The organism is Pseudonocardia alaniniphila (assembly GCF_022524485.1).
Lineage (GTDB): Bacteria > Actinomycetota > Actinomycetes > Mycobacteriales > Pseudonocardiaceae > Pseudonocardia > Pseudonocardia alaniniphila.
In genome coordinates, this window is the sequence record NZ_JAKXMK010000039.1 from 17,945 (window position 1) to 41,479 (window position 23,535).

The 23,535-nt window shown below is 72.0% G+C and carries 21 protein-coding genes; 12 read left to right on the top strand and 9 right to left on the bottom strand.

Translation table 11 applies throughout. The features are described 5' to 3' along the window. Window positions 1-49: 49 nt before the first annotated feature. Window positions 50-1,042 carry an NAD-dependent epimerase/dehydratase family protein gene (locus MMF94_RS35540; protein ID WP_241041855.1) on the bottom strand — a complete coding sequence of 331 codons (993 nt, stop codon included), beginning with the start codon at window positions 1,040-1,042 and terminating at the stop codon, window positions 50-52. Window positions 1,043-1,102: 60 nt separating this feature from the next. Here MMF94_RS35540 and purS point away from each other — a divergent pair, with 60 nt between their 5' ends. The 5 genes from purS (at window position 1,103) to MMF94_RS35565 (ending at window position 5,359) form a co-directional block, all read left to right on the top strand. Beyond that, complete coding sequence (gene purS, locus MMF94_RS35545; RefSeq protein WP_241041856.1) at window positions 1,103-1,336, top strand: phosphoribosylformylglycinamidine synthase subunit PurS; 234 nt, start codon at window positions 1,103-1,105, stop codon at window positions 1,334-1,336. Next, window positions 1,333-2,007, top strand: coding sequence for a phosphoribosylformylglycinamidine synthase subunit PurQ (gene purQ / locus MMF94_RS35550; RefSeq protein WP_241041857.1), 675 nt, complete (start codon window positions 1,333-1,335; stop codon window positions 2,005-2,007). Before purS ends, purQ begins: the two co-directional genes overlap by 4 nt. A gap of 96 nt (window positions 2,008-2,103) precedes the next feature. After that, a complete protein-coding gene (locus tag MMF94_RS35555) occupies window positions 2,104-3,342 on the top strand; it encodes a PP2C family protein-serine/threonine phosphatase (RefSeq protein ID WP_241041858.1) in 1,239 nt (412 codons plus the stop codon). Then, window positions 3,339-4,919 (top strand): sensor histidine kinase, encoded by a 1,581-nt coding sequence (locus MMF94_RS35560; protein WP_241041859.1) that lies wholly within the window; start codon window positions 3,339-3,341, stop codon window positions 4,917-4,919. Before MMF94_RS35555 ends, MMF94_RS35560 begins: the two co-directional genes overlap by 4 nt. Further along, window positions 4,919-5,359: a response regulator gene (locus MMF94_RS35565; protein WP_379660558.1), complete on the top strand. Its 441-nt coding sequence runs from the start codon at window positions 4,919-4,921 to the stop codon at window positions 5,357-5,359. The genes MMF94_RS35560 and MMF94_RS35565 overlap by 1 nt, the downstream gene beginning before the upstream one ends. Here the strand turns inward: MMF94_RS35565 and MMF94_RS35570 are convergent. Continuing rightward, window positions 5,337-6,836: an FAD-dependent monooxygenase gene (locus tag MMF94_RS35570; RefSeq protein ID WP_241041860.1), complete on the bottom strand. Its 1,500-nt coding sequence runs from the start codon at window positions 6,834-6,836 to the stop codon at window positions 5,337-5,339. The two genes, MMF94_RS35565 and MMF94_RS35570, sit on opposite strands and share 23 nt — an antisense overlap. Before the next feature lie 83 nt (window positions 6,837-6,919). Between MMF94_RS35570 and MMF94_RS35575 the strand changes: the two genes are divergently transcribed. The 6 genes from MMF94_RS35575 (at window position 6,920) to purM (ending at window position 15,544) form a co-directional block, all read left to right on the top strand. Continuing rightward, window positions 6,920-7,570: a TetR/AcrR family transcriptional regulator gene (locus tag MMF94_RS35575; RefSeq protein ID WP_241041861.1), complete on the top strand. Its 651-nt coding sequence runs from the start codon at window positions 6,920-6,922 to the stop codon at window positions 7,568-7,570. A gap of 32 nt (window positions 7,571-7,602) precedes the next feature. Beyond that, entirely contained in the window at window positions 7,603-9,891 is a 2,289-nt protein-coding gene (purL, locus tag MMF94_RS35580; RefSeq protein ID WP_241041862.1) for a phosphoribosylformylglycinamidine synthase subunit PurL, read from the top strand. Window positions 9,892-9,991: 100 nt separating this feature from the next. After that, on the top strand, window positions 9,992-10,348 hold the full coding sequence (locus tag MMF94_RS35585) for a sterol carrier family protein (RefSeq protein WP_241041863.1): 357 nt from the start codon (window positions 9,992-9,994) through the stop codon (window positions 10,346-10,348). Window positions 10,349-10,474: 126 nt separating this feature from the next. Then, on the top strand, window positions 10,475-12,730 hold the full coding sequence (locus tag MMF94_RS35590) for a putative bifunctional diguanylate cyclase/phosphodiesterase (RefSeq protein ID WP_241041864.1): 2,256 nt from the start codon (window positions 10,475-10,477) through the stop codon (window positions 12,728-12,730). Window positions 12,731-12,837: 107 nt separating this feature from the next. Next, complete coding sequence (gene purF / locus MMF94_RS35595; protein ID WP_241041926.1) at window positions 12,838-14,382, top strand: amidophosphoribosyltransferase; 1,545 nt, start codon at window positions 12,838-12,840, stop codon at window positions 14,380-14,382. A 67-nt stretch (window positions 14,383-14,449) separates the two neighbouring features. Further along, window positions 14,450-15,544, top strand: a complete 1,095-nt coding sequence (gene purM, locus MMF94_RS35600) for a phosphoribosylformylglycinamidine cyclo-ligase (protein ID WP_241041865.1) — start codon at window positions 14,450-14,452, stop codon at window positions 15,542-15,544. Here purM and MMF94_RS35605 read toward each other — a convergent pair. After that, complete coding sequence (locus MMF94_RS35605) at window positions 15,519-16,274, bottom strand: NUDIX hydrolase (protein WP_241041866.1); 756 nt, start codon at window positions 16,272-16,274, stop codon at window positions 15,519-15,521. The two genes, purM and MMF94_RS35605, sit on opposite strands and share 26 nt — an antisense overlap. A gap of 435 nt (window positions 16,275-16,709) precedes the next feature. Between MMF94_RS35605 and MMF94_RS35610 the strand changes: the two genes are divergently transcribed. Next, a complete protein-coding gene (locus MMF94_RS35610; RefSeq protein WP_241041867.1) occupies window positions 16,710-18,059 on the top strand; it encodes an FUSC family protein in 1,350 nt (449 codons plus the stop codon). Window positions 18,060-18,115: 56 nt separating this feature from the next. Here MMF94_RS35610 and MMF94_RS35615 read toward each other — a convergent pair whose 3' ends face one another. The 6 genes from MMF94_RS35615 to MMF94_RS35640 form a co-directional block, all read right to left on the bottom strand. Continuing rightward, the gene (locus tag MMF94_RS35615) at window positions 18,116-18,478 is read right to left on the bottom strand and encodes a GntR family transcriptional regulator (protein WP_241041868.1); all 363 of its coding nucleotides are present in this window, start codon (window positions 18,476-18,478) and stop codon (window positions 18,116-18,118) included. Further along, window positions 18,472-19,443, bottom strand: coding sequence for a DUF1648 domain-containing protein (locus MMF94_RS35620; RefSeq protein WP_241041869.1), 972 nt, complete (start codon window positions 19,441-19,443; stop codon window positions 18,472-18,474). The genes MMF94_RS35615 and MMF94_RS35620 overlap by 7 nt, the downstream gene beginning before the upstream one ends. A 72-nt stretch (window positions 19,444-19,515) precedes the next feature. Beyond that, window positions 19,516-20,526 (bottom strand): Gfo/Idh/MocA family protein, encoded by a 1,011-nt coding sequence (locus MMF94_RS35625; RefSeq protein WP_241041927.1) that lies wholly within the window; start codon window positions 20,524-20,526, stop codon window positions 19,516-19,518. 23 nt (window positions 20,527-20,549) lie between these two features. Then, window positions 20,550-21,326 (bottom strand): SDR family oxidoreductase, encoded by a 777-nt coding sequence (locus MMF94_RS35630; protein WP_241041870.1) that lies wholly within the window; start codon window positions 21,324-21,326, stop codon window positions 20,550-20,552. Continuing rightward, window positions 21,326-22,492: a phytanoyl-CoA dioxygenase family protein gene (locus MMF94_RS35635; RefSeq protein ID WP_241041871.1), complete on the bottom strand. Its 1,167-nt coding sequence runs from the start codon at window positions 22,490-22,492 to the stop codon at window positions 21,326-21,328. The genes MMF94_RS35630 and MMF94_RS35635 overlap by 1 nt, the downstream gene beginning before the upstream one ends. A gap of 41 nt (window positions 22,493-22,533) precedes the next feature. After that, on the bottom strand, window positions 22,534-23,529 hold the full coding sequence (locus MMF94_RS35640; RefSeq protein WP_241041872.1) for a sugar phosphate isomerase/epimerase family protein: 996 nt from the start codon (window positions 23,527-23,529) through the stop codon (window positions 22,534-22,536). Window positions 23,530-23,535 lie beyond the last annotated feature (6 nt).

Genomic DNA, 23,535 nt, shown 5'->3' on the forward strand with positions numbered 1-23,535 from the left:
GACAGTGTCCCCATCCGTAGCCCGGCGTGCATGGTTCGCCTGCCCGGGGTCAGCTGATCCTGTCGAGGACCTCCGACTCCTCGTCCGGGGTGAGTCCGGCGCGGCGCGGGCGGTCCGGGCCGAGAGCCCGCTCGTGCGCGAGTGCTGCGCGGGCGGTGTCGGCGATCGGACGGCAGTGCAGGCCGGCCGCCGCAGCCGGTGCGGTGTCGCGGGCCAGCATCCCGGCATGCGACGCGGGCAGCCACAGCGGCAGCGACCGCGGCCCGGACCACGGCTGTACCCCGGCCGCTGTGAGCGCTTCCGGCGCGGCGGGGACGCGCTCCAGATCCGTGGCCCCGACGGCGTCGGCGACCTCGTCGAGCACCGCGCCCAGCGTGGAGCGGGGCCCGCTCGCGTCGAAGGTCCCGACGAGGTGCTCCTCCCCGGACCGCACGATCCAGTCGGCGAGGTCGCGCACGTCGACGATCTGGGCGGCCTGCCGGGGATCACCCGGGACGAGCGCCCGGCCGCCCCGCGCGAACCGGTTCGGCCAGTAGCCGAACCGATCGGTGAGGTCGTCCGGGCCGCAGATGAGGCCGGCGCGCACGATCAGCGCCCGATCGCCCGCGAGCTCCCGCACGACGGTCTCCGACGCCGCCTTGACCGGGCCGTACGCGGCTTCGTCGTCGGTGATGGTCTCGTCCGTGCGCGGCTCGACGAGCGTGTCACCGATGCCGTGGCCGGGCGTGGAGCTGTCGGCGTACACGCTGATGCTGGAGACGAAGGTCCAGTGCCCCGCGTTCGCCCCCACGGCGTCGATCGCCGAGCGCACCCACGGCAGCGCCATCCTGGCGACGTCCACGACCGCGTCGAACGCCTCGTCAGCCACGGGCTCGAGCGCGCCGGGAGCGTCGCGGTCCACCACGAGGAGCTTCGCGCCGGGGGGTACGGCACCGGAGGACCCGCGCGCCGCGCACACCACCTCGTGGCCTCTGGCCACGGCCGTGGCCGCCACCGCCCGGGAGAGGAAACGCGTGCCGCCCAGCACCAGCCATCGACCCATGCGAGGAGCCTCACGGACGGCGGCGCAGGGCGGCAATGGTGTTCGCCGTACGCTGATGACGTGGCAAAGGTCGTGGTGGACGTGATGCCGAAGCCGGAGATCCTCGACCCGCAGGGCCAGGCCGTCGCGGGTGCGCTCGCGCGGATGGGCGTGGCCGGGGTGGGGGACGTGCGGCAGGGCAAGCACTTCGAGCTCGAGGTGGATGACTCCATCGACGACGAGACGCTGCACCGCGTGGCGGGCAGCCTGCTGGCCAACCCCGTGATCGAGGACTGGGTGGTGACCAGGGCATGAGGATCGGGGTCATCACCTTCCCCGGCACGCTCGACGACATCGACGCGGCGCGCGCGGTGCGCTACGCGGGTGCTGAGCCCGTCGCGCTGTGGCACGCCGACCGCGACCTGCAGGGTGTCGACGCGGTGATCGTCCCGGGTGGCTTCTCCTACGGCGACTACCTGCGTGCCGGTGCCATCGCCAGCATGGCCCCGATCATGACCGAGGTCGTGGCCGCGGCCGGCCGCGGCACTCCCGTGCTCGGCATCTGCAACGGGTTCCAGATCCTCTGCGAGGCCGGGCTGCTGCCCGGAGCGCTCACGCGGAACTCGGGGCTGCATTTCGTCTGCCGCGATCAGCGGCTGCGGGTCGAGTCCTCCGCCACCGCCTGGACGGGTGCTTTCACCGCGGGCCAGGAGATCCTCGTTCCGCTCAAGTCCGGCGAAGGCCGCTTCGTGGCCGACGCCGCCACCCTGGAGCGGCTCGAGGGCGACGGCCGGGTGGTCTTCCGGTATGCCGGTGCGAACCCCAACGGGGCGATGTCGGCCATCGCAGGCATCAGCTCCGCCGACGGTCGTGTCGTCGGCCTGATGCCCCACCCCGAGCATGCGATCGACACGCTGACCGGTCCGTCACAGGACGGGTTGGCGCTGTTCAGGTCGGTGCTGCAGGGTGCGGCGTCCGCCGCGTGACAGCCCCGGTTGGACGCACCATGAGCGGCGCGATCTAGGCTTTCGGGTCCCGTCAACGCATCACGCTGCGGCGGCCCGCAAGGAGGAGCGCTCGGCATGACCCGAACCGTTCCGGCCGCTCCGCGCCATGTGTTGCTGGTGGAGGACGACCCCGGAGACGTGTTCCTCGTGCGCGAGTTGCTCGACGAAGTGGATCCAGGGCTCGGGGTGACGGTCGCGGAGTCCGTGTCCGAGGTGATCGAGCGTGGCCTGCTCGGGCGCTGCGACTGCGTGCTGCTCGACCTCAACCTCCCCGGCACCGACGGTCTCGACGGACTGCGCCGGATCCTGCGGACCGAGGGCGCCCCGGCCGTCTGCGTCCTCACCGGCCTCGACGACGAACACCTCGGCATCGCGGCCGTCGCGGCCGGTGCCCAGGACTACCTCGTCAAGGGCAAGGTCGACGGGCAGGTGCTGATCCGCGCCGTCCGGTACGCCGTGGAGCGGCGCCGGGCGGAGGCGAGCCTGCTGCGGCTGCGGGAGGAACAGCTCGCGGCAGCGGAGTCGGCTCGCCTCGAACGCGGGCTGCTGCCGTCACCGCTGCTGGCAGGCAGCCCCGTGCGGGCCCGGTCGTTCTACCGGGCGGGCCGCACCCGCTCGTTGATCGGCGGCGACTTCTTCGACGCCGTTCTCGGGCCCACCGGCACGGTGCACGCGATCGTCGGCGACGTCTGCGGCCACGGCCCGGACGAAGCAGCGCTGGGTGCGTTGCTGCGGGTGTCGTGGCGGGCACTCGTGCTGGCCGGCGTGGACGAGCCCCAGGTGCTGCCGAAGCTCCAGCAGCTGCTGGTCAGCGAGCGACACGACCGGTCGCTGTTCACCACGGTGTGCACCGTGGCGTTCCGCATCGACGAGAGTCCGGTCGGCGGGCGGCCGCAGACCGAGGTGCTCGTGCGCCTGGCAGGGCATCCACCACCGATCTCCCTGATCCCGCAGCCGCGGTCGGCGGCCGCGCCGGTCGGTCTGCCTCTGGGCGTGGCCGCCGATGCGACGTGGGAACCTGGGTGCGTCGCGCTCGGCGCCGAATGGGCGCTGCTGCTGCACACCGACGGCCTGATCGAGGGAAGGGGCCCCATCCCCGGCGAGCCGCTGTGGGAGGAGGGGTTGCTCGAGATGCTGGCGCAGGAGCGTGACACCGATCTGGAACAGCTGCCTGCCCGGCTCGTGGAGCGTGCGCACGACCTCAACGCCGGCCCGCTCTCCGACGACATCGCGATCCTGCTGCTCTCGTCGGACACCGCACCGCAGGACGCGCCTCAGGCCGACGCGGCACCGTCCGGTGCGGCGGTGCGATGACCGCGCTCGACCTGACGCCGCCGGACCAACGTGGAGAGGTGCGCCTGGAGCGGCTGGAGGAGGGTGGGCGCCACTGGCCGCTGGGGCGGATCTTCGCCCTCGGTGCGTCGCTGGCGGCGCTCTTCGCCGTGACCGTCGTGATCCTCGGTGGCGTCTCCCTGTGGCGGCTCTCCGAGACGCGGGTCGCGCTGCTCGACTCGGCAGGCCCCGCGTTGATCGCCGCGCAGCAGCTGTCGGGATCGCTGCTCAACCAGGAGACCGGCGTGCGGGGCTACGACCTGGGCCGGCGCCCCGAGTTCCTGCAGCCCTACCAGGACGGGCGCGTCGGCGAGGACGCGATGATCGCCGAGCTGCGCCGCCTCACCGCAGGCGGCCGCCTTCCCGGTCTCGACGCCCAGATCGACGCCGTGGAGCAGGCCGCGCAGAACTGGCGCACCCAGTACGCCGGGGCCGTTCTCACCGGTCCGCCCGGTGCGTCCGACCCGGAGCTGGGACGCGCTCTGTTCGACCAGGTCAGGACGAAGGTCCAGGCGCTGCTCGCCGACGTGCAGGCGAGGCGGGAGGCGGCCAGGCACGGCATCGAGAGCGCCTCGACGTTCCTGCTCGTCGTCGGGGTGGCGATCGCGGCTCTGCTGGCCTCGTTCCTCGTCGCCGCGGCCATCGGGTTGCGGCGGGGGATCATCCGGCCGATCTCGGATCTGGCGACGCAGGTTCGCGAGGTCGTGTCCGAGGACGCCACCCGGTCCGTCCGCGCCGGTGGCCCGCGCGAGATCGTCGGTCTCGGGGCGGACGTCGAGGCGATGCGCCAGCACATCCTGCGTGACCTCGACGAGGCCCAGGCGACCAACCGCCGCCTCGACGAGCAGGCCCAGGAGCTGGAGCGCTCCAACCGTGACCTCGAGCAGTTCGCCTACGTCGCGAGCCACGACCTCCAGGAGCCGCTGCGCAAGGTCTCGAGCTTCTGCCAGCTGCTGCAGCGCCGCTACGGCGGCAAACTCGACGAGCGCGCCGACCAGTACATCGAGTTCGCCGTCGACGGCGCCTCCAGGATGCAGCGGCTGATCAACGATCTGCTGGCGTTCTCCCGGGTGGGCCGTACGACCGAGAACTTCGTCTCCGTCGACCTCGGGGAGCTGGCGGCCACAGCGGCCGCCCAGCTCGAGTCCACCCGCGAGGAGGCGGCAGGCGAGATCGTCATCGGCGAGCTGCCGGTGGTCTCCGGCGACCGGGCCCTGTTGCAGGCCCTGCTGGTGAACCTGCTGGGCAACGGGCTGAAGTTCCACCGCACCGACGTGCCACCGGTCGTCCGCCTGGAGTGCAGGCGCGACGGCGACTTCTGGGAGATCACTGTCAGCGACAACGGCATCGGCATCGAGCCGGAGTACTCCGACAAGGTGTTCGTGATCTTCCAGCGGCTGCACGGCCGTGACGTCTATCCAGGAACCGGCATCGGGCTGGCGCTCGCGAAGAAGATCGTCGAGTTCCACGGCGGCCGGATCGGTCTCGTCGAGACCCCCGGCCCCGGCGCCGCCGTCCGGTTCACCCTTCCCGTGCCTCCTGAGGAGACCCACGAGTGATCGACCCCCAACCCCGGATCATCAACGTTCTGCTGGTCGAGGACGACCCCGGCGACGTGCTGATGACCCGCGAGGCCTTCGAGGAGTACCTGCACAACCGGCTCGACGTGGTGACGGACGGCGCGGCGGCGCTGGCCTACCTGCGACGCGAGGAGCCCTACACCGACGCGCCCCGCCCGGACCTGGTCCTGCTCGACCTGAACCTGCCCCGCCGCGACGGGCGTGAGGTGCTGCAGGAAGTGAAGGCGGACGAGGATCTGCGCCACATCCCGGTGATCGTCCTCACCACCTCCCAGGCGGAGGAGGACGTACTGCGCAGCTACCAGCTCCACGCCAACGCCTACGTCACCAAACCGGTCGACTTCGAGGGCTTCATCGAGGCCATCAAACAGATCGACCACTTCTTCGTGAGCGTGGTCAAGCTCCCGACGGGGAGCTGACCAGCGAGCGCGTGATCGACCCGACGTAACCGTCGGGGCGGACGAGTACCGCGGTGCCGTCCGCCACGTCGTACGCGCTGAACGCGTGCCCCTCGGCGTCCACCACCGCCGAGGCGGTCGCGCGTTCGCCGGGGCGGAGCACGGGGTGCACCGGCATTCCGGGCTCCGCCACCGTCGTATCGGCTGCGGTGGCGCCGAAGGTCAGCAACGTTGCGTGCGGGCCTCGGAACAGGTCGAACAGCCGGATCGCACGGCCGTCGGCATCGACCACAGGTGCGTCGGGGGCCCGATCGCCCGCCCGTAGCCTGCCGGGCTCGGTACGCGTGTCGCGGACCAGCGGGCTGTCCCGATACCCGACGTCGAGCTGGTGGGTCTCGGCGCCGCGACGGTGCGCGTCGGCGTCGCCCGCGACGTGCTTGCGCAGCAACGCGGTGCTGATGCCGAGCACTCTGGCCGCGACGGGCAGGCGCTCGGCTTCGTAGGAGTCGAGCAGCGGGACGGCCTCCGCCTCGGGGCCGCTCAGCGCAGCAGCCAGCTTCCAACCGAGGTTGTAGGCGTCCTGCACGCCTGTGTTGAGGCCCTGCCCGCCGGTGGGCGGGTGGGCGTGGGCAGCGTCGCCCGCGAGGAACACCGTGCCGTCCCGGAACCGGCGCGCCAGCCGCACGTTCGGCCGCCACACCGTGGTCCAGGCCAGCTCCCGCAGCCGCGGGGCCGAGTCCGGGCAGTACCGGTCGAGCACGGCCTGCAGCGTGGCGAGTGACGGTTCGGTGCCGGTCGCGTCGAGCGGGCAGGCGAACTGGAAGAGATCACCACCGGGCAGCGGGGTGAGCGCGACGCCGCTGCGCAGGTCGTGCTCGTCGGAGAACCAGTAGCCACTGCCATGGTCGAGACCATCGGCCCGCACGTCACCGAGCAGCATGCGGATCGACTCGTCGGTGCTGCCCTCGAACGGGATGCCCAGCGTCCTGCGGACGGTGCTCGCTCCGCCGTCGGCGCCCACCAGGTAGCTGGCCCGCACGGTCTCCTGCACGCCGTTGCGCCGGAGGGTGGCGGTCACGCCGTTCTCGTCCTGGGTGAACGTGACGAGCTCGGTGGCGAGATCGACGCGCACGCCCAGCCCGGCGAGCCGGTCGCGCAGGATGCCCTCGGTCCGGTCCTGCCCGAGCATCCACGGATTCGGGTGCGGCACGTCCGGTGTGGGCTCCTGCCAGTCGCTCATCCGCCTCTCGCCGAGGAAGCGCCCGCCCGCGTACGCCCGCATCGACGCCTGCGGGGAGCCGGCGGCCAGCACCGCGTCGAGCACGCCGAGATCGTCGAAGACCTCCAGGGTGCGCGGCTGCAGTCCGTCGCCGCGCGAGCCGACGGCGGGCGTGGCGGCCCGCTCGATGATCCGGGCGCCGACGCCGCGACGGGCCAGCTCGATGGCGAGGGTCAGCCCGGTGGGTCCGGCGCCGGCGATCAGGACCTGTGTGTCCACAACGCCCCCTTGGATGAATCCAAATTCAGTGAATCTTGATTCAGTTTGATCCGCTGCTAGCGTCCGCGTCAAGGAGGTGGGCGATGGGCCGGCCGGTGAGCACGGTCACGGGCCGCAAGGCGAAGGCGGCCGAGACGGAGGCAGCGCTGAAGGCAGCGGCCAAGCGCGTCTTCGCCGAGCGCGGCTACGTCAACACGAAGATCACCGACATCACGGCCGAGGCCGGACGTGCGGCCGGGTCGTTCTACAACCACTTCACCAGCAAGGACGAGCTGCTCGCCGCCTTGCTGAAGGACATGCTGGCCGAGGGCGACGAGGCCGCGGAGCAGCCGGCGCACAACCCCGACTTCACCGACCGGGACGCCGTGCGCTGGCATGTGGCGGCGTACTGGGCGTTCTACCGGCGGCACATCCCCGAGATGGTGGCGCTGCGGCAGGCCGCGATGGCGAACCCGGAGTTCGGCCTGCGGTTGCAGGAGATCCTCGCCGCCGACGGTGCCCATATGGCCGGGCACTTCGAGCACGTGAGGGCCGCAGGCATCCCGCTGCCCGGCGATCCGCGGCTCGTGGTGTCGGCGTTCCAGAGCCTGCTCGAACAGTTCGCCTACACGTGGCTGGTGGCAGGCGGCGACGGCACGGGCCGGCAGGTCGGCGACGACGAGGCGATCGACGTCCTGACCGACTTCATCTATCGCGGGATCGCAGGCACGCCGCCTGCGAACCAGGAGCGGTGAGGCTCCCCGCCGCCCTTACGTACGCTTGAACGGTGACGTCCGCCGCCACCGCGCAGCACACCGACACCGTCCAGAACGCCGCCGACAGCCCCGACCACCCGCAGCCCTACCGTGAACTCGGGCTGAAGGACGACGAGTACGCGCGCATCCGGGAGATCCTGGGCCGTCGGCCCACCGATGCCGAGCTGGCGATGTACGCCGTCATGTGGAGCGAGCACTGCTCCTACAAGTCCTCCAAGGTGCACCTCGCCTACTTCGGCGAGACCACCACCGACGAGATGCGCAAGCGGATGCTCGCGGGGATCGGCGAGAACGCCGGCGTGGTCGACATCGGGGACGGGTGGGCCGTCACCTTCAAGGTCGAGTCGCACAACCACCCGTCGTACGTCGAGCCGTATCAGGGGGCCGCCACGGGCGTCGGCGGGATCGTGCGCGACATCATGGCGATGGGCGCGCGCCCGGTCGCCGTCGCCGACCCGTTGCGTTTCGGCCCGGCCGACGCACCCGACACGGCCCGGGTGCTGCCCGGCGTGGTCGCGGGCGTGGGCGGCTACGGCAACTCGCTCGGCCTGCCGAACATCGGCGGCGAGGTCGTGTTCGACGAGGGCTACCTGGGCAACCCGCTCGTCAACGCGCTCTGCATCGGGGCGATGCGCACCGAGGATCTGCACCTCGCGTTCGCGTCCGGCACGGGCAACAAGATCATCCTGTTCGGCGCCCGCACCGGGCTGGACGGCATCGGCGGCGTCTCCGTGCTCGCCAGCGAGACCTTCTCGGGTGACGAGTCGGCGACCGGACGCAAGAAGCTCCCGTCGGTGCAGGTGGGCGACCCCTTCATGGAGAAGGTGCTCATCGAGTGCTGCCTGGAGCTCTTCCACGCCGGCCTGGTGGTCGGCATCCAGGACCTCGGTGGCGCAGGCCTCTCCTGCGCCACGTCGGAGCTGGCCAGCGCGGGCGACGGCGGGATGCACGTCGACCTGGACGCGGTGCCGCTGCGCGCCACCGGCATGACGCCGGCCGAGATCCTCTCCAGCGAGTCGCAGGAGCGCATGTGCGCCGTCGTGCGGCCGGAGGACGTCGACGCGTTCATGGCGGTGTGCCGCAAGTGGGACGTGCTCGCGAGCGTCATCGGCGAGGTCACCGACGGCGACCGGCTCGTGATCGACTGGCACGGCGAGACCGTGGTGGACGTGCCGCCGCGCACCGTGGCCCACGACGGCCCGGTCTACCGGCGGCCGGTGCAGCGTTCGGCCGTTCAGGACACGCTCGTCGCCGACGTCCCGGACCGGCTGAGCCGACCGGCCTCGCCCGACGCGCTGCGCGCGGAGATCCTCCGGATGGCCGCGAGTCCCAACCTGTGCAGCCGCGGGTGGGTCACCGACCAGTACGACCGCTACGTCCGCGGCAACACCGCCTCCGCCCAGCCCGCCGACGCCGGCATGGTGCGCATCGACGAGGAGACCGGGCGTGGGGTGGCCGTCGCCACCGACTGCAACGCGCGGTTCGTCGCGCTGGATCCGTACGCCGGCGCCCAGCTCGCACTGGCCGAGGCCTACCGCAACGTGGCGACGAGTGGTGCCGTGCCGCTGGCCGTCACGAACTGCCTGAACTTCGGCTCGCCGGAAGATCCGCACGTGATGTGGCAGTTCCAGCAGGCCGTGCGCGGCCTCGCCGACGGCTGCGTCGCGCTGGGCCTGCCCGTCACCGGCGGCAACGTCAGCTTCTACAACCAGACCGGTGAGCGGGCGATCCTGCCCACCCCGGTGGTCGGCGTCCTCGGTGTGATCGACGACGTGGCCCGCCGCGTCCGGTCCGGGTTCACGCGCGAGGGCGACACGGTGCTGCTGTTCGGTGACACCCGCGACGAGCTCGGCGGCAGCGAGTGGGCCAACGTCGTGCACGGTCATCTGGGTGGGCGTCCGCCGGCCGTCGACCTCGCGGCCGAGCAGCGCCTCGCGAGGCTGCTCGCGAGCGCCGCTGACGAAGGGTTGCTCAGCGGTGCGCACGACCTGTCCGACGGTGGTCTCGCACAGGCCCTCGTGGAGGCGTGCCTCGCCGGGGACCAGGGTGCCGCCGTCGAGCTGCCGCCGGCCCTCGACCCGTTCGTCGCGCTGTTCTCGGAGTCGGCCGGCCGGGTGCTCGTGACGGCCGCGCCCGAGCAGATTGACCGGATCCAGGCACTGGCGACCGATATCGGTGTGCCGGTCACCACACTGGGCACCACGGGCGGTGCCGCGCTGTCCGTTGCCGGCCTTCCCGGCCTGGCCCTGTCCGAGCTGCGCACGGCGTGGGAGGCGACCCTGCCGGGTCTTTTCGGCTGACCGGGAAGCTCCCGCATCACAGGACGGCCAACGTTGCGGCGATGTCATTGCGTAAAAGTGACTTTGCTGCAAGGGGGAGTCGGCGGGATAGGTTCGCGGCATGCCGGAGGAGATCGACGACGGCGCCCTCCGAGCCGTGCTGGACTGGCTCGACGGGGGTGCACCACCGGAGCGAGCCGTGCTGCGTGCCGCGGTGAAGGAGAGCCTCACCGCGGTCGCCGGCGCGGCGCCCGGGCGCAGTGTGGAAGTCCGCGTGCCGCCACTCGGCGCAGTGCAGTGCATCGCCGGGCCTAGACACGGACGCGGCAACCCGCCCAATGTGGTGGAGACCGATCCCCGCACCTGGCTGTCGCTCGTGACCGGGAGGCTGACGTGGGAGCAGGCTCTGCAATCCGGAACGCTGCACGCGTCCGGGTCCAGGAGCAGCGAGATCGCATGTTTGCTCCCTCTTTCCTGACCGGGTGTAACACCGCCCTCCCGCTGGGTGAATGCCAACACATGGTGGTGGCGCAAACACAGCCTGATACGGAGAATTGTCCGATCACGGCCAGTGCGGACCGAATGGGCGACGGGAGGTGGCCGCGTGGTGGCACCGCGCAGCCTTCCTGACGCAACCGCTCCCCAGTTCGGCCCGGGTGCGCGAACGGATGCCTACGACCGCGGCCGGATCGACCAGCTCGCCGCCCAGTGGGCCGAGCTCGGACCGGACGGTGGCCCCGGGGTCGCCGCCCGTCTGGCCACGCTGCTGCGCAGGCTGGCGGCCACGCTGCGCGCCGAGCCGTTCTGGCCGCTCGCAGCCAGGGAGATCGGGGCGGAGCTGCTCAGCACCGGGCTCTGCGGTGCGCCGGACCGTCCGGTCTACGTCGAGGACGTGGTGGCCCCGAGCCTGCGCCTGTTGCGGGAGGAGGCGGCCGCCGCGATCGGCGTGCCCGGGGCGGAGGGTGAACGGCGGCTCGTCGACGTGCTCGACGAGCTCCTCGCCGGAGTCATCGGCTCCCTGCAGGAACGCTCCGGCGCCGACCGCAACGGCGCCCACCGCAACGGCAGCGAGATCAACGGCAGCGAGATCAACGGCAGGAACGGTTCGGCCACGGTCGGCACTCGCGCCGACGAGGAGGCCGGCCCGGAGCACGGCTCCACGTCGGCCCGGATCGCGGCCGTCACGGGCCGGCACGTCCACGCGGTGTACGAGCAGTCGACGTTCGGCATGGCGATCATCGGGCTGGACGGCCTCGTCCTCGACATGAACGCGGCGCTGTTCCGGATGTACGGGCAGGAGGGGCCGCTGGATCAGCCGCGGCCGGTGTCCGACTTCGTCCATCCCGACGACGTGCTCGACGTCGTCGAGCGCTTCCAGCGCCTCGTCAACGGCATCCCGGGCGCCGTGCGGATGGAGATGCGGCTCGTCCGTCCCGACTCCGAGGTGGTCTGGGTCCACGTCACCGCCTCGCCCATCGTCGACGACGCCGGGAACCCGTCGCATCTGGTGGCCGTGGTCGAGGACGTCTCCGACCGGCACCGGCTGCGCTCCTGGCTCCAGGACGTCTCCTACCAGGACCAGCTCACCCGGCTGCCGAACCGGACCGTCACCGAGCAATGGCTGAACCGCGCCTTCGCCGACGACGGTCCCGAGCGGGTGGGGATCTGCGTCCTTCTCATCGACGACTTCCACACCGTCGGCGACGACCTGGGCGAGCAGACCGGTGACCGGCTCCTGCTCGCCGTCGCCGGCCGGTTGCAGCTGGCTGCCGACTGCCATCTCGTCACGAGGATCGGGGCGGACGAGTTCGCGGTGCTGGTGGCGGGCCCGGAGAACTGCGCCGACGTCGGACGGCTCGCCGATCGGCTGCAGGCCGCACTGGCGATCCCGTTCAACATCGACGGGCACAACCTGGTGGTGTCGGCCAGCATCGGCGTGGCCGAGTCAGCCACCGTGGGCGGGTCTGCGGCAGAGCTCCTCCGCGGCGCCGACGTCGCCCGCTCGTGGGCGAAGGCGCTCGGGGGTGGGCGCAGGGTGGTGTTCGACCCGGAGCGTGACGCCACCGAGTCGGCCCGGTTCGCGCTCCTGTCCGGGCTCCGCGGCGCGATCGAGCGGGGGGAGTTCCGGCTGGCGTTCCAGCCGCTCGTCCAGCTCGCCGACGGCCGGGTGCGCGGGGCGGAGGCGCTGGTCCGCTGGCAGCACCCCGAGCAGGGCCTCATCGGGCCCAACCGGTTCATCGAGCTGGCCGAGCACAGCGGCGCCATCGTCCCGCTCGGCCGGTGGGTGCTCGAGGAGGCGTGCGGTCAGGCGGCGAGCTGGTGGCGTGACCTCGGCCCCGACGCGCCGTTCGTGAGCGTCAACGTCTCGCCGTTGCAACTGGCCGAGCCAGGGTGGGTCCACGCCGTCACCAGCGCGCTCCGCTCCAGCGGCCTGCCTCCCGGGCTGCTGCAGCTGGAGATCACCGAGCAGGCCGTGCTGGGGGACGAGGACGTCGCCCTCGAGGCGCTCAACGCGCTGCGGGCCGCGGGCGTCCGGCTGGCGCTCGACGACTTCGGCACCGGCTACTCGAGCCTCGCCTGGCTACGCAGGCTCCCGGTGCACGCGCTCAAGATCGACGGCTCGTTCATCGATGGGCTGCGCAACCCGTCGGCCGATCCCACCGACTCCTCGATCGTTCGTGCCCTGGTCGAGATGGCCCACGCACTCGGCCTGGAGGTGACCGCCGAGTGGGTCGAGACGGCGGTTCAGGCCGAACGGCTCGCCGAGCTCGGCTGCGATATCGGGCAGGGCAGATGGTTCGGTGATGCCGGTCCCGGAGTGTGGGTGCCTGAGCTCCTTCGGCGTAGCATCGGGCATTGAGTCGTCGTCTGCGCAAGGAGCGTGTTGTGCCGAGTTCCCCCCGGAACGAGCACCCGACCGAACGCAATCCTCATCCCACCCCCGCCGACGGCGCTGCCCTCGACGTCATCGCGCTCGACCTCCCACCCCGCGAGGAGTGCGGCGTCTTCGGTGTGTGGGCGCCCGGTGAGGATGTCGCCAACCTGACCTACTACGGCCTCTACGCACTGCAGCACCGTGGCCAGGAGGCCGCCGGCATCGCGGTGTCCGACGGCCACCGCATGGTCGTGTTCAAGGACCTCGGGCTCGTCAGCCAGGTGTTCGACGAGCAGGTGCTCTCGTCGCTCAAGGGGCACCTGGCGGTCGGCCACTGCCGTTACTCCACCACCGGCTCCACCACCTGGGAGAACGCCCAGCCCACCTTCCGCACCACCGCCACCGGTAGCGGCATCGCCCTGGGGCACAACGGCAACCTCGTCAACACCGCGGAGCTACGCGACGAGGTGGCCGCATTGCGCGACTCCGCCAAGCCGGACCGCTCGGGCATCCGGTCGAGCACCGACTCGGACATCATGACCGAGCTGCTCGCCGCCACCGCCGCCGACACGGGTGTCGAGGAGGCTGCGATGCGGCTCCTGCCCCGGGTCCGGGGTGCCTTCTCCCTGGTGTTCGCCGACGAGCAGACGCTCTACGCCGCCCGCGACCCCCACGGCGTCCGCCCGCTGGTGCTCGGCCGCCTCGAGCGCGGCTGGGTGGTGGCCAGCGAGACCGCGGCACTGGACATCGTCGGTGCGTCGATCGTGCGTGAGGTCGAGCCGGGCGAGTTGCTGGCCATCGACGCCGACGGGATGCGCAGCTCCCGGTTCGCCGCCCCCGAGCCGAAGGGCTGCGTGTTCGAGTACGTCTACCTGGCGCGGCCCGACACCACGATCTCCGGCCGTTCCGTGCACGCGGCGCGGGTGGAGATCGGCCGGCGTCTCGCCGCCGAGCACCCCGTCGACGCCGACCTCGTGATCCCCGTGCCGGAGTCGGGCACACCGGCCGCGATCGGCTACGCGCAGGGCTCGGGCATCCCGTACGGGCAGGGCCTGGTGAAGAACGCCTACGTGGGGCGCACCTTCATCCAGCCCAGCCAGACCATCCGCCAGCTCGGCATCCGGCTCAAGCTCAACCCGCTGCGCGACGTCATCCGGGGCAAGCGGCTCGTCGTCGTCGACGACTCGATCGTGCGTGGCAACACCCAGCGCGCGCTGGTGCGCATGCTGCGTGAGGCGGGCGCGCTCGAGGTCCACGTGCGGATCGCCTCTCCGCCGGTGCGCTGGCCGTGCTTCTACGGCATCGACTTCGCCACCAGGGCCGAACTGGTGGCCGGTGCGCTGGACACCGAGGGCGTGCGCCGCTCGATCGGCTCCGACAGCCTGGGCTACGTCTCGCTGGAGGGCCTCATCGCCGCCAGTGAGCAGCCGCGCACCCGGCTCTGTTCGGCCTGCTTCGACGGCGAGTACCCGATCCCGCTGCCCGAGGAGGCGCGGCTCGGCAAGCATCTGCTGGAGAAGCTGGTACCTCCGGTTCTCGACGACGAGGTCGACGAGAAGGTGTCCGGCGCCGCTTCGGGCGATGCCGGCCCGCTGTCGGTCGGCTACGGTGCCGCCGACGCACTGCGCCGTCCCTGACCCACCCCATCCGACCTATCCGGGGCGCTTTCAGCCGGCCCCCAGTCACGCCAGGAGCGTTGCGACGATGCCGCCGACCATCTCGGGAGCCGACGGACCGAGAGCCAGCTACGCCGGAGCCGGCGTCGACATCGACGCAGGTGAGCGCGCGGTCGAGGCGCTGCGCCCGTTCGCCGAGAAGGCGAGCAGGCCAGAGGTGATGGGCGGTATCGGCGGTTTCGCGGGGCTGTTCGCGCTGAAGATGGGCCGCTACACCGAACCGGTGCTCGCGGCGTCCACCGACGGCGTCGGCACCAAGATCGCCATTGCGCAGGCGCTCGACAAGCACGACACGATCGGGCTCGACCTCGTGGCGATGGTGGTCGACGACCTCGTCGTGTGCGGCGCCGAACCGCTGTTCCTGCAGGACTACATCGCCGTCGGGCGCCTCGTGCCCGACCAGGTCGCCACCATCGTCAAGGGCATCGCCGAAGGGTGCCAGCAGGCAGGCTGCGCGCTGCTGGGTGGGGAGACCGCCGAGCATCCCGGGCTGATGGAGGACGGCAGCTACGACATCTCCGCCACCGGCGTGGGGATCGTCGAGGCCGACGCGATGCTGCGGCCAGACCGGGTGCGCCCGGGCGACGTGCTCCTCGCGATGGGCTCGTCCGGCCTGCACTCCAACGGCTACTCGCTGGCCCGCCACGTCCTGCTGGAGATCGCCCGGATGCCGCTGGCCGGGCACGTCGAGGAGTTCGGGCACACCCTCGGCGAGGAGCTTCTCGTCCCCACCAGGATCTACGCCCGCGACTGCCTCGCGCTGGCCGCCGAGACGGGCGTGCGCACCTTCGCCCACATCACCGGCGGAGGGCTGGCCCGCAACCTCGCGCGGGTGCTCCCGGCGGGGCTCGACGCAGTGGTGGAGCGCGGCACCTGGACTCCGGCACCGGTGTTCAAGCTGATCGCCTCCCGCGGCCGGGTCGACCGCGCGGAGATGGAGAAGACGTTCAACATGGGCGTCGGGATGGTGGCGGTGGTGCCGGCCGACGACGTCGACCGCGCTCTGGCCGTGCTCACCGCGCGGCACGTCCCCGCGTGGGTGCTGGGCGAGGTGCGGCGTGCGGGCTCCGAGGCGCCTGTCGACGGCCCGGTGCACCTCAAGGGAGACCACCCCCGCTTCTGACGCCCGCGCCGACCGGCTCGGGCCGCCGCTCCTGGGCGGGAACGTGCACGCCACGAGCGGCCGCCGGGATCGGCTCGCGGAGCATCGGCGGGTGCAAGGCCGTGGCGTCGCCGCGCCGGAACAGCTGACCAGGACGGCCGCGGCCGGTGCGCACCTTCTCGCCGGTGGGTAGCAGGAAGCCCGGCGTGGAGGTGACCTTCCGCTGGAAGTTGCGCGGGTCGATCGTGGTGTCCCACACCGCCTCGTACACGCGCCGCAGCTGCGACACCGTGAACTCCGGTGGGCAGAACGACGTGGCCAGCGTCGAGTATTCGAGCTTCGCCCTGGCCCGCTCGACACCGTCGGCCAGGATCCGCGCGTGGTCGAACGCCAGCGGCCCGACGTCGCGGACGGCGTGCCACGCCCCGGACCCGTCCGCAGGCCCGGCGAGACCGGGGAGGAGCGCGAGGTGGCCGACGGTCAGCACCCGGCCTCGCGGGTCGCGGTCGGGGCCGGCATAGCTGCCGAGCTGCTCGAGGTGATGGTGGTCGACGGTCAGTCCCGTCTCCTCCATCAGTTCGCGAGTGGCGGCGTCCAGGAGGTCCTCGTGTGGTCGCACGAATCCACCCGGCAGCGCTGGTTCATCGAGGAACGGTGGTGCCGGACGTTGCACGAGCAGCACACAGAGCCGGTCGTCGCGCACGGTGAGAACCACCAGGTCGACCGCCACCGCGAAAAGGTTGCCACGCATCGGATCTCACCCTGACGAGGAGATGGGCAGATGATCGAACGGGCAGACGCTACAGGTGGCCCCGGAGCGCACGAACGGACGACCTTGCCTTAACAAGCTTATGTATTGACAAGTGATCTTTGACACAGACATCCGGCGCCGGTGCCTCCCTGCTGATCTCGTTCGGTCCCCGGCCGAAGCGTCGGGGATCGTCGTACTCATCACCACTCTGTCGATCGTCTCCGGCCGCCGGTTCGTTCCAGGAGGCGCGCCGTCGTACTCTCGGGAACTCGAGGACGACTTCCGTGCTCTCGACGTGGCCGCGCGGCGCAGGGCCCCGCTCCCACGGCCTGACCAGCGCGGCCGACACCCCGGCCGCTGATCGTCACGGGTGCGCGGGCGGCGTGTGATCCGTGCGCCGGCCACGCTGCCCGTGGCAGGAGCGGGACGACACCGATGACGGAGCCATGGCGCAGTGCGCGATGGATCGGCGCTCCGCGGCGTCTGGCCGACAAGGCGGTCCGCCGGGTCCGGGAGAGCGGTCGCTCGGCACTGGCGCGGGCAGCGCGCCTGACGGGCGCGGCGGTGGCGGCTTTCGTGGCGGCGCAGCTGCTGGGCATGCGGGACCCGCCGCCCCTGATCGCGGCCCTCACAGCCCTCATCGTCGTGCAGGTGACCTTGACCAGCACGCTGATCAGCAGCGTGCAACGGGTGCTCAGCGTCGTGGTCGGTGTGGGTCTCGCGCTGCTCTTCGTCTCGGTGGTCGGGCTGACGTGGTGGAGCCTCGGCGCGATCGTCTCGGTCTCGATCATCGTGGGGCAGCTGCTGCGGCTGGGGCCGCAGCTCATCGAGGTGCCGATCAGCGCGATGCTCGTGCTCGCGGTGGGCTACTCCGCCGGGGCCGAGAACGCCGCCGTCGACCGCACGCTGGAGACGCTCATCGGCTCGGCCGTGGGCGTTCTCGTGAACATCCTCTTCCCGCCCGCCGTGAAGGTGCGGTCGGCAGCGTCGGCCGTGCTGCGCCTCGCCGAGGAGATCGCCGAGGTGCTCGAGAGGTCGGCGGAGGAAATGGAGTCCTCGCTGTCCGTCGACGTCGCCGGTCGCTGGCTGGAGGACGCCCGCCGGCTCAACCGTCACGTGCAGCGGGTCGACGGGGCCCTGGAGCACGTGGAGGAGAGTCGTCAGCTCAACGTGCGGGCGGCGCTGGACACCCGCCCGAGCGCCCCCGCCCTGCGGGGTGGGCTGGACGTCCTCGAGCGCTGTGCGGTGACGATCCGGGGCCTGTTCCGCAGTGCCTACGACACCGCGCGCACGGTCGAGTCGGAACCGGACCGTGCGGACCCGGATCGCGTGGACGCTGACCGTGTTGATGCCGAGGCCCGCCGGCTGTACGCCGATCTGCTGCGCGGGCTGGCCGGCGTCGTGCGGGGCTTCGGGAGGCTGATCTGCGCCGAGTCGACGGGCCAGGGCCCGCACCAGAAGGAGAACGAGCTCGCCGCGGCGTTGCAACGGCTGCACGCGTGCCGCAGCCGCGCGGCCGAGCGGCTCCTGGTCGATCCGGGTAAGGATCGGGTGATATGGGACTTGACCAGCGCCTTCACGCTGGCGGTCGACCGGATGCTGGCTGAGCTCGACGTCGTCGAGCACGCGCGGTTGCGGGAGGAACGGCGCCGCGCCGCCGCCCGGAGGCGGACGGCCCGCGCGATGGGGCGGCTGCGTGACACGAGCCGGCAGCTGGCCGACCGGCCGCGAACGAAACGGAACACCGGCTCCGCGAGTAGAGGCTCCCAGGCCGCGCCTGACTGAGTTCGCACCCGGTGGGCGTCCACGCCGCCCACGCGGCGCGGGTGCTGCGCACCGGTTCAGCCGGTGCTCGTCGTCGCCGCGCGGACCAACTCGACGATCTCCTCGTCGTCCAGGTCGATCCGCCGGGCCGCGAGCACGAGCTCCTTGGTGAGCTCGACGACGGCAGCCCGGCCGGGCAGCACGCCGTCGCGCACGGTGGCGCCACGGCCACGGCGGAGCTCGATCAGTCCCTCGTCACGCAGGCTCTGATACCCCGCCAGCACGGTGTGGATGCTGACCTGCAGCGACGCGGCCAGGTCGCGTGCACCGGGCAGCCGCTCGCCGCCGCGCACGGAGCCGTCCGCGATGCCGCGCCGTATGCAGGCCGCGATCTGGTCCGCGAGCGGCGTGCTCCGGGCAGGGTCCACCCGGATCAGCACGGTCCGCCCTTAGCGTTCGCGACGCCGGCGAGGACGCCCGCCGCGGTCTCCGGGTCATCCACGGTGACGGTGACCTGGCGTCCCGAACGCCGCGTGACCACCAACGCCGGACCGGAGCGGATGATCACGCCGCGACCGCCGGGCACGACCCGGTAGCCCCACCCACCGAACTGCGCGGGAGAGATGTCGGCGACGGTGACGGACGCGACGTCGTCGGCCGGGACCCGTAGCCGTGGCCATCCGATCAGCCCGAGCGCGACGGTGAGCCCGCGCCGGTCGACGGTGACCCGGGCGCGCGCGAGCAACGTGACGGCGACACCGGCGACCAAGGCGCCGATGCCGGCAACCGGGTTGACGGCTATCCCGAGAGCCCCGCCGGCGACCACCAAGGCGGCGCCGACGAGCGGGAACCAGGGCGATCCGACGGTGCGCGACCAGCTGATCTGCTCGGTCGGCCCGATCGTCATGGGGGTGACGGCCTGGGCTTCCTCGCCAGACCCCGGCGTCCTCGGCGCCACCAGCCCGCCGACCGCACCGGCGACCACGGCCGTGAGCAGTCCGAGCGGGAACGTCCACCAGGGCAGCACTGCCTCGGCAGGGTCGGTGAGTCCGAGGTTGGCCACGACGCTGCCGAAGAGGACCACGCCGACGAGACCGGCGGTCGCCCAGGACACGCCGACGAGCCATCGCGCGGTGTCCCACCTCGAGCCGGGGACGTTCCGTGTTCCGCCCTGGTGTGCGACGAGGCCGAACAGCAGTGCCAGCCCCACGGCGAGGACCGCCGCCATCACGATGATGGCGCTCCGGCCTGCGTACCCATCCGCACTGCCCGACCAGCCGAAGTGCGAAGCCATCGGATCGGGCAGGCCGCCGACGGCGGTGGCGAGCAGTGTGATGACCGGTGCGAGGGCGATCAGAGGCGGGATGCCGGCGAGCAGGGCGCGCCGAGTGCGGATGGTGGCCATGGAACAACCCCTTCACTTGTTATGGACAAACTATAACAAGTGAAGCACTCGGGGAAGGGGTCGCGAACGACGTCAACCGGGCAGGCGCCGCACCTCGTCGATCCGGACGGGACGGTGTTCGCGCAGCGACAGGGCGGCGGCCTCGGCGATCCAGACCACCTCCATGGCGTCGTCGACGGTGCAGGGGGAGGGGCGTTCGCCGGCCACGACCTGGGCGAATGCGGCGAGCTCGGCGCGGAAGGCAGCGGCGAGCCGATCCATGAAGAACCCGTGCGGTGGGCCGCTCGGGAACGTCACGCCGGGTTCGGTCGAGCGGAGCGGGAGTCCGTCGTCCAGTCCGGCGGCGACGCTGTCGGCCGAGCCGTGCAACTCCAGCCGCACGTCGTACCCACGGGGGTTGTAGCGGCTGTTCGAGACCAGGGCGAGGGTGGCGTCGTCGAGGGTCAGCACGGTGGCCGCGGTGTCGACGTCCCCGGCTTCGGCGATGAACTGCTCGCCGCGGTTCGAGCCGGTCGCGTACACCTCGACGACCTCCCGGCCGGTGACCCATCGGACGGCGTCGAAGTCGTGCACGGCGCAGTCGCGGAAGATCCCGCCCGAACCGGCGATGTAGGCGGGTGGCGGAGGCGCCGGGTCGAGCGTGGTCGAGCGCACGGTGTGCAGCCATCCGAGCTCGCCGTTCACCACCGCGGCGCGGGCCGCCAGGAATCCGGGGTCGAACCGGCGCGGGTACCCGACCTGCACGGCGACACCGGTCGCCCGCACCCGCTCGGCCACGGCGAGGGCATCGGTGGCGGCCCGGGCTAGGGGCTTCTCGCAGAACGTCGGCAGCCCGGCGTCGACTGCGGCGAGGAGCAGTTCGGGGTGGGCGTCGGTGGCCGCCGCGATCAGCACACCGTCGACGCCGGCGGCGAGCAGCTTGGCGGGCGATTCGACCGCCTCGGCGCCCACGCGCCCGGCGACCTCGGCCGTGACGGCGGGAACGGCATCGGTGACGACGAGCGAGCCGACCCCGGGCAGCTCACTGAGCGTCTGTGCGTGGAACGCGCCGATCCGGCCGAGACCGATCAATCCGAGGCGCAGTGATCCGTTCGATAGCGATCCGTTCAATCCAGTCCTCCGAAGACGTTCTGGTCCCAGTCGATGACGGAGCCGGTGACGACGCCGCTGCGATCGGACAGCAGGAACACCATGAAGTCGGCGATCTCGTCGACCCGTCCGAGCCGGCCCATCGGCAGCCGCTCTCCGGCGCGTTCGCGCCAGTCGTCGCCGGCGGCGTGGAAGGTGCGCTGGGTGTCGTCCTCGCCCTCGGTGTCGGTCCAGCCGATGTCGAGGCCGTTGATCCGGATGCGGTCGAAGCGGTGGGCGTGCGCGGCGTTGCGAGTGAGCCCCGCCAGCCCGGCCTTCGCGGCGACGTAGGGAGCGAGGTAGGGCTGTCCGCCGAGTTCCGACGTCGAGATGACGTTGACGATCGTGCCGGGCGCCGACCGGCCGAGCATGTCGCGCACAGCGGCCTGCATGACGAAGAACGGCCCGCGCAGGTTGACGGCGACGTGCTGGTCGAACAGCTCGGGGGTGGTGTCGACCAGGGTGCCGCGCGATGTCAGCCCGGCCGCGTTGACCAGCGCGTCCACCCGCCCGAACTCGGCGATCACCGCGGCGACCGAAGCCTGTGCCTGCTCGACGTCGGCGACGTCGGCCGGGACGAAGAGCGCCCGGCCGCCCGCCTCCCGAAGCTCGGCCACCAGCTTTTCACCGGGCTCGCGGCGCCTGCCGGACACGGCCACCGTCGCCCCTTCTCGGACGGCGGCCCGGGCCACGCCGGCTCCGACCCCCTGCGTGCCGCCGCTGACCAGCACGACCCGCTCGTCCAGCAGGCCCATCAGGCGGTCCTCCGGCGCTCGGACCAGGCCGCCAGTTCGGCCCGGAAGGTGTCGTCGGCCCAGCGCTGCGCCACCGCCCGCCGGACGAGGTCGGCCTGGCTGAGCGGGGCGAGGCCGTCGACGGGCGGGTCGCGGTCCAGGTTCGTCGGGAACGCGTAGCCCTCCGCCGCCGCGGCGATCGCGTTGCCGGTGGCGTCGGCGCCGCGGATGCGCAGGGTGGGGTAGAGCGCGAGACACATCGCCTCCCGGTCCACGCTCTCCATCGCCCGCCCGAAAGCCGACGAGATCTGCAGCAGGTTGGCCATCCGCCGGACGTCGGCGGACCGGTTGTGTCCGGCGCCGTGGATCACCGCCGGGTTGAAGAACGCGGCGTCACCGGTCGACAGCGGGAGCTGGACGTTGTGGGCCTCGAAGAACATCCGGAAGTCCGGCAGGTTCGTGGCGAGATAGCCCGGCTCGTACTTCTGCGAGTGCGGGAGGTACAGGGTGGGGCCGCTCTCCACCGGCATGTCGGAATGGGCGACGGCGCCCTGCAGCGTGAGCACGGGGGAGAGCCGGTGCACGTGCGCCGGGTACTGCTCGATCGTCGTGCCCGGCAGGAAGCCGAGGTGGTAGTCGCGGTGGCCCACCTGCGCCGTGCCGCCCGGGTTGACCAGATTGATCTGAGAGGTCACCTGGTAGCCGGGGCCCAGCCAGGCTTCTGCGACCAGCGCGAGCACGTCGTTCGCGTAGTAGTCGACGAACACCTCGGGGGCGCGCAGCGCGAGCTTCTCCAGGGCGTTCCACACGCGGTCGTTGGCGCCCGGGGGCGCGAAGTGGTCGCCTGCGACCGTTCCCGCCGCCCGTTGCCCGGCGATCAGCTCCTCGAACACCGCCGTGGCGCGGTCGACGACGCCGCGGTCCGGATAGGCGCCGCGGACGACCACGACCCCGGGCCCGTCGGTGAAGGCGTCGACCAGTTCGGCGCGGACGTCCCAGCGGCCGGCCTCGGTTGCGGCGGCGGTGAGGAGGCCTGCTCCGTCGTAGACCACCACACCCTGCTCGACGGTGGTGGCGTGCGGGTAGCGGCAGGGGTCGGTGGGCTCGCCGACGAGGGCGGCGAGATCCTCGATCCGGCAGTCCTCGACGGTCAGCCGGCCTCGGGTCGCGTGCGTGGTCCTGGGCATCCTCGTCCCTCCTTGCGGGGGCGTCGGTGGTGGTGGCGGGGTCAGTCGCGATCGGAGGCGGTGAGCAGGACCCGCGCCGCGAAGCGCAGCCCATCGAGCCGGTCGAGCTCCTGGTCCTCGTGCTCGATGTTCACGGCCATGTCCGGGTCGATCTTCCCCAGCGCGGCGAGGAAGTCGCTCCAGAAGGCGACGTCGTGGCCGCGCCCGACGGCGACGAAGTCCCACGACGAGCTCGTCGGCCAGCGGCTGAGCGTGTAGCGGCCGCCGAGCGACACGGCTCCCGGCTCGTCGGGTCGCACACGGCCGAACCGGTCGTCGAGCACTCCGTTGATCTTCGCGTGCTCGTTGATGCGGGTGTCCTTCGCCGCGGCGTTCTGGACGAGCCCGCCGAGCGCCCCCAGCGCCGCGATCGGGTCGATCCCCTGCCAGAACAGGTGGCTGGGGTCCATCTCCGCGCCGACGTGCGTCGCGTGGATCTCCTCGGCGAGCCGCACCATCGTGGCCGGGTTGTAGACCAGGTTGTGCGGGTGCATCTCGACGCAGACGATGACGTCGGCGTCGGCGGCGCGCGCCTGGACCGTGCGCCAGTACGGCACGGCCACGTCGTTCCACTGGTGGTCGCGGGCGTCGAGGTAGGCGCTGTCCCACGGCAGCACGGTCCACGACGGCAGCTGCCCCTGCGGGTCGGCCGCCGGGAGCCCCGACATCGTGACGACCCGGCGGACGCCGAGGAGCGCGGCGAGCTCGATCGCGTCGAGGACGTCCTGGCCGTGCTTGTCGCGGACTTCGGGATCGGGATGCAGCGGGTTGCCGTTGCAGTTGAGCACGGTCAGCTCGATCCCGGCCGCGGCGAACTGGCCGAGGTACTCCTCGCGGGCGTCGTGGCTCGATCGGACGGCGGCGATCGGGAGGTGCGGCGCGGGCAGGAAGCCACCGGAGTTGATCTCAGCGCCGTCCAGCTCCAGGTCGCGCAGCACCCCCAGTGCCTCGGTCAGCGGCCTGTCGTGCAGGCAGGCGGTGTACGCACCCAGCTTCATCGGGCG

Coding starts and splice junctions, on each gene's coding strand:
- MMF94_RS35560 (WP_241041859.1), top strand. CDS start 3,339: ATGACCGCGCTCGACCTGACGCCGCCGGACCAACGTGGAGAGGTGCGC.
- purM (WP_241041865.1), top strand. CDS start 14,450: ATGCCGCCGACCATCTCGGGAGCCGACGGACCGAGAGCCAGCTACGCC.
- MMF94_RS35540 (WP_241041855.1), bottom strand. CDS start 1,042: ATGGGTCGATGGCTGGTGCTGGGCGGCACGCGTTTCCTCTCCCGGGCG.
- purQ (WP_241041857.1), top strand. CDS start 1,333: ATGAGGATCGGGGTCATCACCTTCCCCGGCACGCTCGACGACATCGAC.
- MMF94_RS35620 (WP_241041869.1), bottom strand. CDS start 19,443: ATGGCCACCATCCGCACTCGGCGCGCCCTGCTCGCCGGCATCCCGCCT.
- MMF94_RS35575 (WP_241041861.1), top strand. CDS start 6,920: ATGGGCCGGCCGGTGAGCACGGTCACGGGCCGCAAGGCGAAGGCGGCC.
- MMF94_RS35635 (WP_241041871.1), bottom strand. CDS start 22,492: ATGCCCAGGACCACGCACGCGACCCGAGGCCGGCTGACCGTCGAGGAC.
- MMF94_RS35640 (WP_241041872.1), bottom strand. CDS start 23,529: ATGAAGCTGGGTGCGTACACCGCCTGCCTGCACGACAGGCCGCTGACC.
- MMF94_RS35605 (WP_241041866.1), bottom strand. CDS start 16,274: ATGCGTGGCAACCTTTTCGCGGTGGCGGTCGACCTGGTGGTTCTCACC.
- MMF94_RS35585 (WP_241041863.1), top strand. CDS start 9,992: ATGCCGGAGGAGATCGACGACGGCGCCCTCCGAGCCGTGCTGGACTGG.
- MMF94_RS35610 (WP_241041867.1), top strand. CDS start 16,710: ATGACGGAGCCATGGCGCAGTGCGCGATGGATCGGCGCTCCGCGGCGT.
- MMF94_RS35555 (WP_241041858.1), top strand. CDS start 2,104: ATGACCCGAACCGTTCCGGCCGCTCCGCGCCATGTGTTGCTGGTGGAG.
- MMF94_RS35630 (WP_241041870.1), bottom strand. CDS start 21,326: ATGGGCCTGCTGGACGAGCGGGTCGTGCTGGTCAGCGGCGGCACGCAG.